General features: G+C 43.4%; 16 protein-coding genes. 13 read left to right on the top strand and 3 right to left on the bottom strand.

The window, feature by feature from the left end:
* Window positions 1–95: 95 nt before the first annotated feature.
* From NQ550_RS12665 to NQ550_RS12650, 4 genes are all read left to right on the top strand, one after another.
* A complete protein-coding gene (locus NQ550_RS12665) occupies window positions 96–2,186 on the top strand; it encodes a DNA topoisomerase 3 (protein WP_259837495.1) in 2,091 nt (696 codons plus the stop codon).
* Window positions 2,187–2,427: 241 nt separating this feature from the next.
* Window positions 2,428–6,453, top strand: a complete 4,026-nt coding sequence (locus NQ550_RS12660) for an antirestriction protein ArdA (protein WP_025578924.1) — start codon at window positions 2,428–2,430, stop codon at window positions 6,451–6,453.
* Window positions 6,454–6,455: 2 nt separating this feature from the next.
* Complete coding sequence (locus tag NQ550_RS12655; RefSeq protein WP_025578922.1) at window positions 6,456–6,662, top strand: transposon-transfer assisting family protein; 207 nt, start codon at window positions 6,456–6,458, stop codon at window positions 6,660–6,662.
* Complete coding sequence (locus NQ550_RS12650; protein WP_025578920.1) at window positions 6,659–7,024, top strand: cysteine-rich VLP domain-containing protein; 366 nt, start codon at window positions 6,659–6,661, stop codon at window positions 7,022–7,024. Before NQ550_RS12655 ends, NQ550_RS12650 begins: the two co-directional genes overlap by 4 nt.
* Window positions 7,025–7,456: 432 nt before the next feature.
* Here NQ550_RS12650 and NQ550_RS12645 read toward each other — a convergent pair whose 3' ends face one another.
* From NQ550_RS12645 to NQ550_RS12635, 3 genes are all read right to left on the bottom strand, one after another.
* The gene (locus NQ550_RS12645) at window positions 7,457–8,803 is read right to left on the bottom strand and encodes a relaxase/mobilization nuclease domain-containing protein (RefSeq protein WP_259837492.1); all 1,347 of its coding nucleotides are present in this window, start codon (window positions 8,801–8,803) and stop codon (window positions 7,457–7,459) included.
* Window positions 8,764–9,093: a plasmid mobilization protein gene (locus NQ550_RS12640; RefSeq protein WP_011861100.1), complete on the bottom strand. Its 330-nt coding sequence runs from the start codon at window positions 9,091–9,093 to the stop codon at window positions 8,764–8,766. Before NQ550_RS12640 ends, NQ550_RS12645 begins: the two co-directional genes overlap by 40 nt.
* A gap of 243 nt (window positions 9,094–9,336) precedes the next feature.
* On the bottom strand, window positions 9,337–9,696 hold the full coding sequence (locus NQ550_RS12635; protein ID WP_025578915.1) for a helix-turn-helix transcriptional regulator: 360 nt from the start codon (window positions 9,694–9,696) through the stop codon (window positions 9,337–9,339).
* Window positions 9,697–9,919: 223 nt separating this feature from the next.
* On the opposite strand from NQ550_RS12635, the gene NQ550_RS12630 reads away from it, so the two are divergent.
* The 9 genes from NQ550_RS12630 (at window position 9,920) to NQ550_RS12590 (ending at window position 17,351) form a co-directional block, all read left to right on the top strand.
* Window positions 9,920–10,594 (top strand): response regulator transcription factor, encoded by a 675-nt coding sequence (locus NQ550_RS12630; protein WP_022215892.1) that lies wholly within the window; start codon window positions 9,920–9,922, stop codon window positions 10,592–10,594.
* Window positions 10,582–11,904, top strand: a complete 1,323-nt coding sequence (locus NQ550_RS12625; protein WP_025578913.1) for a HAMP domain-containing sensor histidine kinase — start codon at window positions 10,582–10,584, stop codon at window positions 11,902–11,904. Before NQ550_RS12630 ends, NQ550_RS12625 begins: the two co-directional genes overlap by 13 nt.
* A 56-nt stretch (window positions 11,905–11,960) precedes the next feature.
* Complete coding sequence (locus tag NQ550_RS12620) at window positions 11,961–12,476, top strand: immunoglobulin-like domain-containing protein (RefSeq protein WP_025578911.1); 516 nt, start codon at window positions 11,961–11,963, stop codon at window positions 12,474–12,476.
* A gap of 456 nt (window positions 12,477–12,932) precedes the next feature.
* Window positions 12,933–13,373, top strand: a complete 441-nt coding sequence (locus NQ550_RS12615) for an RNA polymerase sigma factor (RefSeq protein ID WP_025578909.1) — start codon at window positions 12,933–12,935, stop codon at window positions 13,371–13,373.
* The gene (locus NQ550_RS12610; protein ID WP_006858660.1) at window positions 13,354–13,611 is read left to right on the top strand and encodes a helix-turn-helix domain-containing protein; all 258 of its coding nucleotides are present in this window, start codon (window positions 13,354–13,356) and stop codon (window positions 13,609–13,611) included. Before NQ550_RS12615 ends, NQ550_RS12610 begins: the two co-directional genes overlap by 20 nt.
* 415 nt (window positions 13,612–14,026) lie before the next feature.
* Window positions 14,027–14,233 carry an excisionase gene (locus tag NQ550_RS12605; RefSeq protein WP_025578905.1) on the top strand — a complete coding sequence of 69 codons (207 nt, stop codon included), beginning with the start codon at window positions 14,027–14,029 and terminating at the stop codon, window positions 14,231–14,233.
* Window positions 14,234–14,384: 151 nt separating this feature from the next.
* Window positions 14,385–15,584: a site-specific integrase gene (locus tag NQ550_RS12600; protein ID WP_025578903.1), complete on the top strand. Its 1,200-nt coding sequence runs from the start codon at window positions 14,385–14,387 to the stop codon at window positions 15,582–15,584.
* 163 nt (window positions 15,585–15,747) lie between these two features.
* Window positions 15,748–16,224, top strand: coding sequence for a low molecular weight protein-tyrosine-phosphatase (locus tag NQ550_RS12595; RefSeq protein ID WP_022380367.1), 477 nt, complete (start codon window positions 15,748–15,750; stop codon window positions 16,222–16,224).
* A 176-nt stretch (window positions 16,225–16,400) separates the two neighbouring features.
* On the top strand, window positions 16,401–17,351 hold the full coding sequence (locus NQ550_RS12590; RefSeq protein ID WP_022380368.1) for a DUF5688 family protein: 951 nt from the start codon (window positions 16,401–16,403) through the stop codon (window positions 17,349–17,351).
* Window positions 17,352–17,403: the final 52 nt, after the last annotated feature.

Here is a 17,403-nt window from a genome sequence, read left to right as displayed (position 1 = left end):
TTTTTATATTTCATATCGCACAATTTTATACAATCACTTAGGAGCAATCGAAAAATCGGTTGCTCTTTTCTTTTACCCGAAAGGAGGATTTTTATTTGATTTTAGTTATCGCAGAAAAGCCCAGTGTGGCACAGACAATCGCTGCCGTACTTGGGGCAAAGGAAAAGAAAGACGGATTTCTCACAGGAAGCGGCTATATCATTTCTTGGTGCGTGGGACATTTGGTAGGGCTTTCCGAAGCCGCCGCCTACGGGGAGCAGTATAAAAAGTGGAGCTATGACAGCTTACCGATTTTGCCGCAGGAATGGAAGTACACCGTTTCGGCTGACAAGGAAAAGCAATTCAAAACCCTAAAGGAGCTTATGAACCGGGCAGATGTTTCCGAAGTCGTCAATGCCTGCGACGCAGGGCGCGAGGGAGAACTCATTTTCCGTTTTGTCTATGAAATGGCGGGCTGCAAGAAACCTATGCGCCGCCTTTGGATTTCTTCTATGGAGGACAGCGCAATCAAAGAGGGCTTTTCCCGTCTGAAGAACGGCGAGGAATACGACGCGCTCTTTGCTTCCGCATTATGCAGGGCAAAGGCTGACTGGTTAATTGGTATCAATGCCACCCGCCTTTTCTCTGTCCTTTACAATCATACCTTGAACGTGGGGCGCGTACAGACCCCGACCTTAAAAATGCTTGTTGACCGGGACGCAGCGATTACCACTTTCAAGAAAGAAAAATACTACCATGTGCGCCTTACCTTATCCGACGCGGAAGCTGCAAGTGAAAAACTGTCTGACCGTTCCGAAGCTGACAGGCTGAAAGCTGCTTGCGAAGCGTCAAAAGCAGTCTGCACTTCCCTTGTGAAAGAGAAAAAGACCGTAGCCCCGCCGAAGCTCTTTGACCTTACTTCTTTACAGAGGGAAGCAAACCGCCTGTTCGGATATACGGCAAAGCAGACCCTTGACCTTGCACAAGCCCTGTATGAAAAAAGACTTCTTACTTATCCGAGAACAGACAGCAGTTATCTTACTGACGACATGGGCGACACAGCGGCGGGCATTATCAAGCTGCTTTGTGGGAAATTTCCTTTTATGGCGGGAAAAGACTTCACGCCGGAGCTTGGAAAGGTGCTGAACAGTAAAAAGGTATCAGACCACCATGCTATTATCCCGACTATGGAGCTTGCAAAGACCGACCTTGCCGCGCTGCCGGAAAGTGAAAAAAATATCCTTACCCTTGCCGGGGTGCGTCTATTTATGGCGACCGCTGCACCGCATACCTTTGAAGCGGTTACAGCAGTTTTTGAATGTGCCGGACAGTCTTTTACCGCAAGGGGAAAAACGGTACTGTCTGACGGGTGGAAAGAGATTGACCGAAGATACAGGGCAGCCTTAAAGAACAAACCCGAAACGGACGACGCAGACAGCGACACAGAAAATACCCTGCCACAGTTTACCGAGGGACAGACCTTTGAAAATCCGACGGCAAAGGTAACGGAGCATGACACAACACCGCCAAAACCTCACAACGAAGCGTCGCTGCTCTCTGCTATGGAGCGCGCCGGAAGTGAGGACACCGACCCGGACGCAGAACGCAAAGGGCTTGGAACGCCCGCCACCCGCGCCGCTGTCATTGAAAAACTGGTAAAGGGCGGCTTTGTGGAGCGAAAAGGCAAGCAGCTACTTCCCACAAAAGACGGTATCAACCTTGTGTGCGTCCTGCCGAACACCTTGACAAGCCCGCAGCTTACCGCAGAATGGGAAAACAATCTGACGCAGATTGCAAAAGGCAAGGCAGACCCCGCCGCATTTATGGAGGGTATCGAGGATATGGCACGGGAACTGGTAAAGACCTATCCGTTTCTTTCTGATGATAAAGCGCAGATGTTCAAGCCGGAACGGGAAGCATTGGGAAGCTGCCCCCGCTGCGGTTCTCCTGTCTATGAGGGCAAGAAGAATTACTATTGCAGCAACAAGGAATGTATCTTTACCATGTGGAAAAATGACCGTTTCTTTGAAGAACGAAAAGTAACCTTTACCCCGAAGATTGCCGCTGCACTCTTACAATCCGGCAAGGTAAATGTGAAAAAGCTCTATTCCCCAAAGACGGGCAAAACCTATGACGGAACTATCGTATTAGCTGATACGGGCGGAAAATACATCAACTACCGCATTGAACTGTCGAAGAAGAAATAACTGAATAGCAAGCATAGGAAAAGAGTACCCTTTTCCGTAAAATCCCTGCTTTCTCTACCGAGAACGGCGGGGATTTTTGCTTGTTGGGAAGTGTCCCAAACCCTCTGTTTTGTAGAGGGTTTTACCCTCTGAAATCTTGAAAAAATATCTAAACTCTTTGGCAAAAACGCGGGCGCGGGGTACTGAATGATGAAACCGGAACATACAGCGTCCGCGCTGCCGTTTGGAAAGGAGGTTACACATGGCAAGTTTACGGGACACCGTAAAGGACTATCAAGAAGAATTACGGGACGGTATCGCTTGGGTGGCGTTTTGGAAAATGGGACGTTCTTGGAACGCTGAATATTTCCACCTTGAAATGGGCGACTACCTCTACCCGGAGGACAGAAGCCGCATGGAAGAAATCAAGCAGGCTGACCCTGCCGCCGTTGTGGTAAACGGGTATTATTCCGGCTATCTTGGCGAGGATAGGAACCTTGACGAACTAACCGCCGGGGTGCGTCGCCACTACGAAAACGGATATAGCAATATCGGGGAATTTATCGAAGCCCACGACGACAGGCTGCCGCCGGAGCTTATCGAGGAAGCAAGAGCCGCCGCCCACGCTGCGGGGCTGCCTTTTTCTGAAAAAGCCTACCGGGACGGCGAAGAACCCGACCCCTATCTATTTGACGGGAGCATGAGCATGGAGGACTACGAGCTTATGCACCGCATGATTGAAAACGAAAGGAGTGAACGCATGGAAGAAACGATTTTAAGCGGGTATCTTTCTAATCTTGGGAAGTACACCGAGGGCAGACCTGCGGGCGAATGGGTATCATTCCCCACGACTGCCGAGCATTTGAAAGAAATCTTTGACCGTATCGGGATAGACGGCAAAAACTACGGGGAGCTACATATCACAGAATACCAGTCCTCTATTGCGGGACTGGCAGGGAAATTGACAGAGCTTGAAAGCCTTGACGAGTTGAACTATTTGGGCGAACTTTTGAAAATGCAGTTTGACGACGACCGGGAAAAATTTGTCGCAGCTATGGCATACGGCGACCATACAAGGAATTTGCAGGACATCATCAACCTTGCACAAAACCTTGATTGTTACTGGCTTTATCCGTCCGTACAGAGTGAGGAAGATTACGGGCATTATCTGATTGAAGAACTGGACGAGTTGGAGCTGCCCGAAGAAGCAAAAAAATATTTCATGTATGAGGAATACGGGCGGGACGCTGCTATGAATGACGGGGGCAGATTTACCGAGCAGGGCTATATCTACAACAACCGCAACACCTTTACACAGTGGTACGACGGGCGGGACGTGCCGGAGGAATACCGGGTAACGCCGCAGCCGCCAGTACAGGAAAAGGAACAGGCAGACCTTGACGCTGCTGCCGCACAGCCTGCATTTGCCACAGAGCAGCCCCCGGTTCTCCCGATTATCCTATCTTCTGAAAAGCCCGCCGATAAAATGAAAGAGATTACCGACCGACTGGAACAGGGCATTTTGGGGATTTATGAAAGCGACCGCTACGCCGATTATCTGCGTACCATGTCAAAGTTTCACAATTACAGCTTTAACAATACAATCCTTATCGCCATGCAAGGCGGCAATCTTGTGAAAGGCTATAAGCAATGGGAAAAGGAATTTGACCGCCATGTAAAGCCCGGAGAAAAAGCTATCAAGATACTTGCGCCGTCCCCGTTTACCGTCAAGAAACAGGTGGAAAAAATCGACCCGGACACCCAAAAGTCTGTTTTCGATAAGGAGGGGAAACCTGTTACCGAGGAAAAGGAAATCAAGATACCCGCCTTTCGTGTAGTATCTGTCTTTGATATTTCACAGACCGAGGGAAAGGAGCTTCCTGCCCTTACCTATGAGCTGACGGGCAACGTGGAACAATACAAGGATTTTTTCGCTGCCCTTGAAAAGACTTCCCCCTTTGCTATGGGATTTGAAGCACTAAGCGGCGGCGCAAAAGGACGCTGCAATTATGAGGAAAAGCGTATCATCATCAATGAGGGTATGGACGAATTGCAGAATATCAAGACCGCAATCCATGAAATCGCCCATGCGACACTCCATGACACAGACAAAGACGCGCCGGAACGCCCCGACCGCCGCACCCGCGAGGTACAGGCAGAAAGCGTCGCCTATGCGGTCTGCCAACATTACGGGCTTGATACGTCGGACTATTCTTTTGGGTATATCGCCGGGTGGAGTAGCGGAAAAGAACTTGCAGAATTGAAAGGCTCTCTTGAAACAATCCGCAGCACCGCCGCAAAGCTGATTGATACCATAGACGGGCATTTTGCAGAAATCCAAAAGGCACAGGATAAGGAACAGACCACCGAACAGGCGCAGCCCGCACAGGAAGCTGCCAAACAGCCCGAAGCAGAAGCAGACGCGCCGGAGCTTCCCGAAGAAACAGCCACAGTACAGGAAAAAGAAGCACAGCCGGAACAGGCTGCACCCGCCCCTTATTACACTATCAATGAAGCTGCCGCCAAACGTGCAAAGGATATGAACAGCTTTTCCGATTATAAGCAAGGCAGCGCGACGGCTGAATACAGGCATTATGTAGATGAAGCCGTACAGCTTGCAGAACGGCAGAAACAGCGGGTAGACCCGATGTACCATGAGAAAATCGACAGCCTGCTTGACACCTACGCCCGGAAACTGGCGGCGAACATGAACAAAGGCTATGAGATTGACGCGCGTGTTCCCTCTATCCTGATTGCGGGCGGCTCTAACTTTCCCACAAGGAAGAAAGAAAAGCAGAACGCAGCCCGCGACAGCAATTATCGGGAATGGCAGGACATACAAGGGCTTCTTGATAAAATCCGCAGCACTGGCATGGGCGGTATCAGCGCAGACGACCCGCAGGCAGTACAGAAATTAGAAAAGAAACTGGAAAGCCTTGAAAAATCACAGGAAACCATGAAAGCCGTAAACGCCTATTACCGCAAGCATAAGACCCTTAACGGCTGCCCGCATTTACCGCCGGAGGAACTGGAAAAACTGAAAGCAGACATGGCGAGTAGTTGGCATTTGGAGGACAAGCCCTTTGCGACTTGGGCGTTATCCAACAACAGCGCAGAAATCCGGCGCGTGAAAGACCGTATCAAATCCCTTTCACAGCAAAAAGAAATCGGTTTTGTGGGTTGGGAATTTGACGGCGGCAAGGTGGAAGCAAACACCGAAGCGAACCGACTGCAAATCTTCTTTGAGGATAAGCCGGACGAAGCCACGCGGGAAGCCTTAAAAAGTAACGGCTTCCGTTGGTCGCCAAAAGCAGGGGCATGGCAGCGGCAGCTTACCAGTAACGCCTATTATGCGGCTGATTATGTGAAAGCCATTGCACCCCTTACCGGGGAAAAGCCGACCGAGATACAGCGGGCGCATATCCGGCAGCAAAAGGTAGCTGCACAGGAACAACCCGCACAGGAGCAGCCGGAACAGAAAGCCCCACAAGATAAAGACACTTTTTCCATTTATCAGATAAGGGGCGGGGACGAAACAAGGGACTTGCGTTTTGAGCCTTACGACCGTCTGATTGCCACAGGACACAGGGTAGACCCAAAAAACTATGCCCTTGTCTATTCCGCAGAGCTTACGCCGGGGACTTCCCTTGAAGATATTTACACCCGGTTCAATATCGACCACCCGAAAGATTTTAAGGGACACAGCCTTTCCGTTTCCGACGTGGTGGTACTTCATCAGAACGGGCAGGACACCGCCCACTATGTAGACAGCTTTGGTTATAAGGACGTGCCGGAATTTTTCAAGGAACAGGAAAAAGCCCTCATTCCCGACGACTTGGAAACAGGCGAAACAATCAAAACACCGAGGGGGACTTTCTATGTAACCGCCATGAGCCGCGAGCAAATGGAAGCTGCCGGATATGGATTGCACCACCAGTCCGACGACGGAAAATATCTGATTATGGGGAACGGTACAAGGGCTTTTGCTGTTCCCGTTCAGCCGGAAAACTATCTGAAAGCTGCCGAGCAGACCACCGAACAAAACTACAATATGATTGACGGACAGATAAACAACACCCCGACCACCGCAGAACTGGAAGCAAAGGTAAAGGCAGGAGAAACCATTTCCCTTGTTGACCTTGCGGAAGCTGTCAAGGCTGACAAGGAACGCGGCAAAGCGGTGAAAATGGAAAAGAAGCCCTCTATCCGGGCGCAGCTTAGAGCAGACAAAGAAAAGACCGCACAGAAAAAAGCGGCAAAATCAAAAAATCACGAATTGGAGGTATGAACATGATTAGACTGACCGTTGAAGAAACAAACCTGTTGAGCATTTACAATGAGGGCGGCAAGCGTGGGCTTACGGAAAACATCAATGCTGCGCTGCCGTTCATGGACGAGGATATGCAGGAACTTGCGAAACGTACCCTTGCGAAAATCGCACCTCTGACAGAAAATGAGTATGTGGAGCTTGCCATTTTCGCCGCTGATGAAGTATGACCGGGGTTAAGCGGCTTACGCCGCCCCAAAGCCGGAAAGTCAACAGCCTTGTAAAAAAGGAGTGCTGCAACTGCGATAACGGACACTGTATTTTACTGGACGACGGGGAGGAATGTGTCTGCCCGCAGCTTATTTCCTATTCGCTTCTTTGCAAATGGTTTCAGACCGCCGTACTTCCCCTTGATAAGCTGCTGTATGCAGAGATTTTCAAGACCGAGGATAAAAAGCGTTGTACCGAGTGCGGAGCTTCTTTTGCGTCCACCTCTAACAGCGTCAAATACTGCCCGGACTGCCGGAAGCGTATTACCCGCAGACAGGCAGCGGAGCGTATGAGGAAACGACGCGCCCTTGTTACGCAGTAGGGGTTAAAAAAGTCTTGATTTACAGGGCATAACAGACACGAAACTTGCATAAGCGATACGGAATACCTTTTCCCTTAAAATCGGGGTTCTACTGCGTAACATATCAAATCATCTGCACCCACAAAAAACGGGCGCGGCGGCTATGATTACATGGCTGCTGCGTCCGTTCTTTTTTTGTCTACAATACTTCTATATTCGATATGAAACATACCATTGCGCCGAGTAATGTATCTTCATCTGTTTTTAAGACGAGCAATACATTCTCTCCGGGATAATGTCCGTAATCCAAATACTGCACATATCCTGTAAGTGTATTTTAGCTGTTAAATGTGATTTTGATTTTACTGCCTATATCAAGATACCTTTCTATGCCGTACATATCATTTTCTTCTATTATTTTGATACACGTTGTAATGTCAACAATTTTCATAATTATTCCCGTTCCTTTCCTTTCTCCCGTTCCTGTTCTTTGCCCTGCCGCAAAATGCTGTCTATGTTCTGCTTGATAACGTCGTATTCCTTGACCTGTTTTTTCAGCTTTCCATAATCAGCGTAAAGGGCTTCTTTCTGCGCTTGGAGCTTCCCGTATTCTTCCTGCATGGCGGCAAGGTTAGGAAGTTTAGTAACGCCCGCCGCTTTCAGTGTCTTTACTGCCGCTTCGTGGAGTATCAGACTGCTTTCCTGCTTTGCCCGGTATGTGTCCTTATCCTTTGCCCTGCGGTATGCTTCATAAATGGGTTTTGTCTTTTGGTAGGTGGTAACGTGCTTCATCAGCACTGCCATGTCTGCAAGCCGCTTCTCCACGCTCTTTAATGCGTCTGCTGTCTTTACATTTTCCGCATTTATTTCCTCAATCCGGCTGACTAAATCTGCGTACTGCTCAATCTTATGTTCCGTCAAGAAATTCATAGTCTTTGCAGCCAGTTTCAGATTATGGATTTTCGCCCACTGTTCATAGCCCCGGCTCTCTTGTGCCTTGATACTGTTTTCAATGTCGATAAGCAGCGATACGCCGCGCTGCTCTTTGGGAGCTTTCGCCGCCTTTGTGCGCTTGCCCTCTATCCGTTCTCTTATGGCTTCCTCTGTATAATCTGCACCGAGAGTTTTTAAGCGGGTAAACCGTTCCTGTCCGGGAGCGCGACAGGAGATATATTTTCCCGGCTTTATCTCATAGCCTGCCGCCTGTAACCGCTGCAACAATTCTTCAAAACTTGCTACTTGGGGGATAAGCGTATCAACGGCAATTTTCAGCTTGTCTTTCCAACTTGTACCGACCTTTTCTGCTTGATATTCTGCATAGCTTTTTCCCTTGCTGCCTTTGCCCGGAACGACAACCGACAGCCCGTTTTCCCGGCACAGCTTATCGCTCATGTTCCGTATGCCGTAGTAGCTGCGCTTATTGGAATTGTATTTATGGTAGTCAACAAAATTGACCGCACAAAAAATGATATGGTTATGGATATGCCCTTTGTCTATGTGGGTAGTTAAGACGTATTCATGCTGTCCCTTTGTTACCGCGTCGGCAAGCTGCTTTCCGATAGCGTGGGCTTTCTCATAGTCTACTTCTCCCGGCTCAAAGGACTGTATCAAATGGTGGGCGAGATTGTTCCCTTTCTCTATGGCTTGTGCAAGCGTAAATCCGAACTCAATGTCTGCCGTTTCATAGCTGCACCCAAAGGAGGACACAAGCATTTTCCCGTCTGTTTTATCCGGGTTTTGGATATAGTCAAGGGCTTTGCTCAACGTGCTTTTAATAGGCTTAATCTTTGTAACCGCCATATCTCCGCAAGCACCCCCTTTATTTCCTCTATGTCCTCTTGGTAGACGCTGCCTGTCGCATTGACACGCTTTGCAATCTGATTGATGTTGACCCCGATTTTCTGTATCTCTGCTGTCATGGCTTTTATGTCGCTATGGTCTGTCTGAATGATATACCCGTCAATGGCAATCTTGCGAAGATACGCCGCCATGTTCCGGGTGGGGACGAGCTTCATTTTCTGTTCAATCAATGCCCTTTCTTCCTCTGTTACATAGAATTTGATTTGTATTTTTCTTTTGCGTCCGTTCATGCAATCGCTCCTTTCCATTCCGAGGGTTTGGGACACTTCCCAACAAGCAATTTTCAACCGACACACCGCAGGACGGGAGGGCGAAAATACGGAAAAGGGTACTCTTTTCCTATGCTTGCTAAGAAAGTTTTTTCCTCACTTACCACTACAACGAAACTTCCAGTATGCCAAAAAAGTGCAAAAGAAAAACGCCGCAATCCTGCGACGCTTCAATCACTTTATGCAGACAAAAACGAGGGAACTTTATTCCCCTGTCCTGTCGTTGTTGGCTTCCTCTATGCCTTTTGCAGTAGCAGACATGATTTTTAAGTCCGTTTCGCTCATAGTGTCAAGCATGGTATCGAGCTGACGGCGGCGTGTGGACTTCTCCTGTTCCCGTTCCGGGAAAAAGAACTGGTCTACTGATACGTCAAGCAGGGTTACAAGCTCATACAAAATCTGTAAACTTGGGTGCTGCCCGCTGTTCTCAATGGACGCGATATATCGGGGCGCAATATTCAGCGTGTCGGCTAACTGATTGCGTGATATTCCCTTTGCTTTTCTTGCTGCTTTAATGGCTTGTCCGAAAGCCTTAAAATCAAATTTCTCTTTACTCTGCTTCATAATCATTTCACCCAGTTACATTTTACCGTTCACCTTTCTTTCAAGATATGAGTACACATATCATAGTATTGATAGTAATAGAGCATAAAACATGCAGAGTAAGGTTGCTATCACTCATACTGCCATATATAATATCTAATGACATCGAAAATTAAAGAAATTGATTAGAAATAGATTTTTGTTTGATAATCTTAAATCAGATATTTACAAGGGAGGTATATTTATGGCGCAGAGTATTTTAATTGTAGACGATGAAAAAGAAATTGTATCAATGCTGTATTGCTATTTCAGCAAACTTGGATATACGGTATATACTGCAACAGCAGGAAATGCTGCATTAAAAGAAGTAGAAAAAAAACCTGACATTATTTTGTTAGACGTTAATATGCCAGATATTGATGGATTTACTGTTTGTGAAAGAATACGGGATTATGTTTCATGCCCTATAATTTTTTTAACAGCACGCATTGAAGATAGTGATAAAATAAAAGGATTTTCTATTGGCGCAGACGACTATGTAATAAAACCATTTTCTGTTGATGAATTAGAAGCTCGCATTGCAGCACATCTTCGCAGAGAAAAAAGACACAATACATCTTCAAAGGTGCAATTTGATGAAGATATGGTTATAGATTATTCCTCACGTATTGTGTTTTATCATAATAAGGATATGGCTTTTACCAAAAAAGAATTTGATATAATATCTTTCCTTTCGCAAAACAAAGGAATTGTTTTTGACCGGGAAACTATTTATGAAAAAGTTTGGGGATTAGACGGCATTGGTGATAATACAGTTGTTACAGAACATATCAGACGTATTAGGGCAAAATTTTTATCTTTAGGCGATAGACCTTACATTGAAACTGTTTGGGGGTGCGGATATAAATGGAAAAATTAAAGAGAAGCAGATGGTTCAATCGGTTAAATAGCATGAGTATTAGAATGTCCTTTGTTCTTTATGCTTTGTTTTCGTTGTTGATTGGAATAATTATTTGTATATTTTTAATTTCAATGGTTGACAGATACAGAATAAATTTAAACTATAAGTATGAAAATATGTCAACAAGGTATGATATACCGGAAAATGGCTCATTTACCGCCACTTATAGTAATGACCAAACAAAATATACAATATTTGACACGAAAGGAAACGAGATATGCAAGTTCAATGTTGATTATCAAAAAGAACGCCCAGTACACGAATATGTCTATCCGAACCATGTTTCATATATCGAAGTTTTACCTAATTTTACAAGCCGGGATAGGCTTATTGACAGTGCTTTAGGTTCATTAAATATTGCAATTATTCCTATCGTATTATCTATTAGTATGATATGTTGTGTAACATTTTTTTATAAAAAAAAATTATCAAAACCCATTAAGCTATTAACTAATGCGTATCATAAAATTGAAGCAAATGACTTAGATTTTACATTATCATATCCATTAAATGATGAAATGGGGAAACTCTGTCACGCCTTTGAAAAAATGAAAGATTGTTTGTCGAAAAATAATGAAACTATGTTTAGACAATTTGCTGAACAGCGCCGTTTGAATGCTGCTTTTTCACATGACTTACGCACTCCTTTGACTTTACTAAAGGGTCATGCTACTATGTTGCTTTCCTTTATTCCCAAAGGCTTAGTATCACAAGAAGAAATATTAGACGAAATATCAGTAATGTCAAAAAATATTTCACGTCTTGAAAAATATGTAAATGCTATGACGAACTTATACAGGTTAGAGGATATTGATATTCCACGACAACAGATTACATTTCATTCACTTATTGATAATTTTAATAACACAGCGGAAGCACTTTGTTATGACAAACATTTTTCAATTACTGCAAGCGGTGATAATATAACCTTGTTTATCAATTTAGATACAGTCATGCAGATTTATGAAAATTTACTCTCTAATAGTATTAGATATGCAAAAAGTGATATTGCTATTAGCGTAGTAATAGAGAATAATAATTTGGTTATATCTGTTTCAGACGATGGTTGCGGGTTTAAAAATATTGAGATTGAAAAAGCAACATTACCATTTTATAAATCATCGAAAGATATATCTACTGAACATTTGGGGTTAGGGCTGAATATTAGTAAGATTTTAAGTGAAAGACATGGCGGAAATATCCAAATTGCTAATAATAAAGCAGGGGGAGCATGTGTTACAGTGAAAATAAATTGCAATGAAAGTTGATTGAAAATAGACATTTTATTGCTATTATAAATTTAAAAGAAAGGAGATAATGACAAATGAAAAAAATAATATGTATGTTTCTAACTTTATTGCTATTGGTGTGTATTGTTGGGTGTAGTCAAACAAAGGACAGTGATATTCATGTAGTACAAGATTATTCCGAAGAATATGAGGTTTCTCCTTATGGAAGTGAAGAAGCACTTGACACTTTGGACGATTTGAAGATTTCAATGAGTGCAGAAAAGGATTTAGACTTAAAGCACCTTTCATTTCTAATAGAAAATACTTCTGATAAAGAATACCGATATTCACCAAATTATTTTGAAATAGAAACTGAACAATCCGGCACTTGGTATCAACTTGAACAGCTTGATGACCCTTCAAAGAGCAATGAAAAGGATTGTTTTATTAAGCCTAACGAACGATTAACATTAGAAATTGATGTTAAAAGTTTTTATGGAGAATTGCCTGCTGGACACTATCGTTTGATTAAACAATTTGCGTTCTTTGAAAGTGAAAGAGATTGGGATTACGATACATATAATTTATCTTGCGAATTTACGATAAGGTAAAAATTCTCTACTTCATAAGCATGAAATAAAAAAAACCGCTTATGAAATAGAAAGTTCTCATGCCATTTTAACGGCGGTTTTGAAATAACAATCAAAACCGTCGTTTTCTTTTGAAAATCTAAAACAGAGGGCATATTAAAATCCTGCTATTCGGGGACACGACGGTATCAAGGAGGTATCGCCATGTCCTTTTTTCTATACCCTAATGGGTTACTATCAAAAAAAGCCATTATCCACCGACGGGGTATTCCGGCTATGTAGATGAACTATCAAATCAATTAAATACTGCTGTTATTTCCTATGCGTCTGTCTGCATTTTGCAGGCAGGCGCATTTCGCATTTTACAGAAGATTTTTCAAAAACTTTGCCCTCTTTTTGGCAAAGCAAAAAGTCGCCTGTATTATCCCGCGAAAAGGGGAGGTACTACCGCCTTTCGGCAGAAAGGAGGTGAACACCATGACACCTAATCGCAGGGAATTTGAAAAGCAATGTGCGTTTCAAAAGTTCTGTAAATCAGTACTTCACAATGAAGCGTGCAACACCCATGAGGAAATTCGTCGGCGCAGAGTTCGGGAGGTTACTTTTTCCAACCTTGCCTTGCATGAGGAACGGCAGCTTTATACCGTCGATAAGTATTTTCAAGACGAAAAAGCAGAGCCGTCCTATCAAATGGCAGGAAAAGAAATAACCCCAAAACTGCTACTTGAAGCTATCCGGGCTTTACCCGAAGAACGGCGCAAAATTGTACTGCTGTATTACTTTGAGGGATTGACTGATATAGAAATCGCAAAGCAGCTCAATATCTCAAGAAGTACGGTACAGTATCGCCGGACAAGCTCCTTTGAGCAGTTAAAAAAATATTTGGAGGAAAACGCTGATGAATGGATTGAATGGTAAACCGACCGAGTACCCGGAAAATGCCCTTGTTCCTTATCCTGTTATTTTGGCGGCGAGCAAAGGCGACCCGGACGCAATGAAGATTGTATTGCAGCATTTCAGCGGCTACATAGCAAGTCTTTCCATGCGAAAGCTCTATGATGAGCGAGGAAATGTTTATTTTGGAGTAGACGAAGAAATACGCGAAAGGCTGCAAGCAAAACTAATGAGGGCAATCCTCACATTTAGGGCTGAATAAACCAACAAGGTATTGGAACGCTTCCCCCTTTTCCGTTCCATATCGCAGAACAGCCCTCTGCTCTTTGACAAAGAAAGCGGTGCAATAGAACGGCGACGCAGTATAAGGCAAATCAGATACATTCGATGTATGGGGAGCCGTTGGGCTGATACGCCATGACCGAAAGGAGGGACAAAACGAGCGAAAACTATCAGCGTTCCAAAGCAGATTTAGCAACTCTGTCGCCACAATCCATATATCGGTATAATGATACTCCTTTACCGCCGTAGTCCGAGCGTTAGAAGCGTCGCAGACAACGGGTAGAGCTGCATGAGAACCATGCGGAAGTGAAATTCTTGTGAGGTTTGCTAAAACCGTCTGATGAGCCTTTATAATTTTACAATAGTTTTATAGTTCAAGAAAGGGGAGAGAATAAATGAATAATGAAACACAGGTACAGATACAAAATAAGTTTTGTTTAACGATTGATGAAGCAGTAATTTATTTTAATATTGGAGAAAAGAAATTAAGAAAACTTGTTTCAGATAATTTGGACTCCGGTTTTATTATTCAAAATGGAGTGAAGTTTCTTATCAAAAGGAAACGATTTGAAGATTTTCTGAATGACCTGACAGCAATTTAATAAATATAGGATAATCAGTAGCCATATCGGATAGGCTATATAGTCTTTCCGCTTTGAGTGCTGCTTGATAAAAGGATAGAAAAAGGGCTTTGCTTATGATATAATTTAATATATCGTGGCGAGGCTCTTTTTGTACGAAAGGAGCATAGACATGAGCGGAAAAAGACGAGATAGCAAAAATCGTATTCTTCGCAATGGAGAGAGCCAACGCCGGGACGGACGATATGCGTTCAAATATATTGATACAACAGGTAAACCGCAGTTTGTTTATAGTTGGAAATTAGAAAAGACAGATAAGACACCACAGGGAAAGCGCGACGACCTTTCATTAAGGGAAAAGGAAAAGCAGATAATGAAAGCGATTGATGATGAAATCGTCCCGCGTGGTGGGGAAATGACCGTTTTAGAACTGGTAAAGAAATATCTTTTACAAAAAACGGGAGTACGGCATAACACAGAAGCAAATTACAATTTTGTTCTCAATATTATTAAGAAAGAGGACTTTGGTAAAAAGCGGATAGATAAAGTGAAACTGTCCGACGCAAAATGTTGGCTGATAAAGTTACAGCAGGACGGGCGCGGGTATAGCTCTATTCATTCTATCAGAGGTGTTGTAAGACCAGCTTTTCAAATGGCGGTAGATGATGATTTGATACGCAAAAATCCGTTTGAATTTCAGCTTGCTACGGTTGTTGTAAACGACAGCGTAACAAGAGAAGCAATTACAAGAAAGCAAGAACGAGCATTTCTTGAATTTGTGGCAAATGATAAGCACTTTTGCAGATATTATGAGGGGATTTTTATCTTATTCAAAACAGGGCTTCGTATTTCAGAGTTTGTGGGATTGACATTATCAGATTTGGATATGCAGAATAGAAAAATTAGTGTCAATCATCAGTTACAAAGAAAACGGAATATGGAGTATGTAATTGAAGATACAAAGACTTCTTGTGGCACAAGAGAAATCCCTATGACAGATGAAGTTTATAAGTGCTTTCAACGTATTATTTCCAGTAGAAAGAAACCGAGGGTTGAACCTATTGTAGGAGGTAAATGTGGCTTCTTATATTTGGATAAAAACGATATGCCTATGGTAGCCTTGCACTGGGAAAAATACTTTCAGCATATTTGCGAGAAGTATAATAGTATTTATAGAGTGCAAATGCCAAAGGTTACGCCACACGTTTGCCGTCACACTTTTTGTTCTAATATGGCTAAAAGCGGCATGAACCCTAAAACTTTACAGTACCTCATGGGACATTCTGATATTAGCGTCACGTTAAATACTTATACACATATAGGCTATGACGACGCGAAAGAGGAACTGAAACGGGTAGTAAATGGCGAGTAGTAAAATGAGTATTCAGCCCTTAATTTACTACTTTTTGTACTACTTTTGAGGTAAAAGATGTGCTAATTTATGCTACGATATGCCACGAATGAGAGGAAACAGCAAGCGAAAGAAAATGCCGATACATCAAGGAAATACAGTAAATTCAAGGAGTTTTACATAGATGATTAGAGTATTATTTATTTGCCATGGGAACATCTGCCGCTCACCAATGGCAGAATTCATTTTTAAAGACATGGTTTCTAAACAAGGTCTTTCAGACCGATTTTATATCGCATCTGCTGCAACCAGCACTGAGGAGATATGGAATGGAATCGGGAATCCGGTATATCCTCCGGCGCGAGAGGAGCTTGCTAAGCATGGGATTGATTGTAAGGGTAAGCGCGCAGTTCAACTGACGAAGGCAGATTATGATAAATATGATTATATTCTCGGTATGGACCACTGGAATCTGAAGAATATGTTAAGAATATTGAAATCAGATCCAGAGGACAAGGTTAAACTTCTTCTGGATTACAGTGATGACCCGAGGGATATCGCAGATCCGTGGTATACAGGTGGATTTGATGTCACATATTCAGATGTGGTGGAGGGCTGTGAGGCTTTTCTGGAATATCTGAAAGATAAAAAGAAACTGTAATAAATATTGTCGATGAAATTTACTTTACAAATAGCTGTGGCTATTTTATACTATGTCTACAGCGACTCTTAAGGGAGCTTTCGCTCCCTTATTTTCTTTTTTCCGAAAACGGAAAGTCAACATTCAAATCAGGGCATCCTGCCCGTATTATTTTCAAAGCAAGAAAGGAACTGAATATGCAGAAAGACTATGAAACATTCGTAGAGAAACTGGAGATTGGTATTTACGAGGCTACAGGGATTCCGAGGGAAAATATTTCTTTTGAGAAAGAAGGCGGGAGGTTTGCGCCTGTAGGAGACAGACTGCTGGTGAAGTTTGCAGAGCATGATGATGCCTGGGAGGTCTGTGGACTTTATACACAGGAACTTTTTAAATCTTATCAGAATGGCAGTCCGTTTGAGGAAATTATAAAAGAAATCACAGATGATCTGAATCGGATAAAAAAGGCGGATATTTATGAGAAAACAAGAGTGATCAGGGATTATGAGAAGACAAAACCACGCCTGTTTATAAGATTGCTGAATGCAGATAAATATTCCGCGGATCTTCAGGATGCGGTGTATAAAACTCTTGGTGATATTGCACTTGTGCTTTATATGAAAGTTACGGAATATGAAGGATGTGTGACAAGTACAAAAATCCGGCAGGGAATGCTGGAACAGTGGGGGAAAGAATGTGATGAAGTGTTTAAGGAGGCGATTCTCAATACGTATTTTATGAGTCCGCCCAGAATTTACAGATGGGAACAGATGATTTTTAATCCGGAATATGAAGGTGAAAGTTTTATGAATCTGGGTGATAAGTGTGAATTGAAGAAAGATGCAATGGGAAATTGTCTCAGTACAACGAAGAAAACAAATGGTGCAGTTGCAGTGTTCCTGCCGGGAGTGGCAGAACAATTGGCATATATGCTGGATTCCGATTTCTATATGGTGTTTACCAGTGTACATGAGGTAATGATCCACAATGATAAATTTGTAGAACCTGAAGATTTGCAGTGTGTTTTGCGGGATACGATCAGGGAGGCTACACCGAAAGAGGACTATCTGACGTCGAGAATCTACCAGTACAATAGGGAAACACATAAATTTATCTGTGTAACTCCGCTGGAAAAAGATGAGAAATAAAAATATGAGAGTACTCCATAAAAAAGTACTCTCATATAAAGGATATTTAGAA

It is taken from the genome of Blautia wexlerae DSM 19850, assembly GCF_025148125.1.
GTDB classification, from domain to species: Bacteria; Bacillota; Clostridia; order Lachnospirales; family Lachnospiraceae; genus Blautia_A; species Blautia_A wexlerae.
Note: the sequence above shows the minus strand (reverse complement) of the source record. Positions and strands in the feature narration are given on the sequence as shown.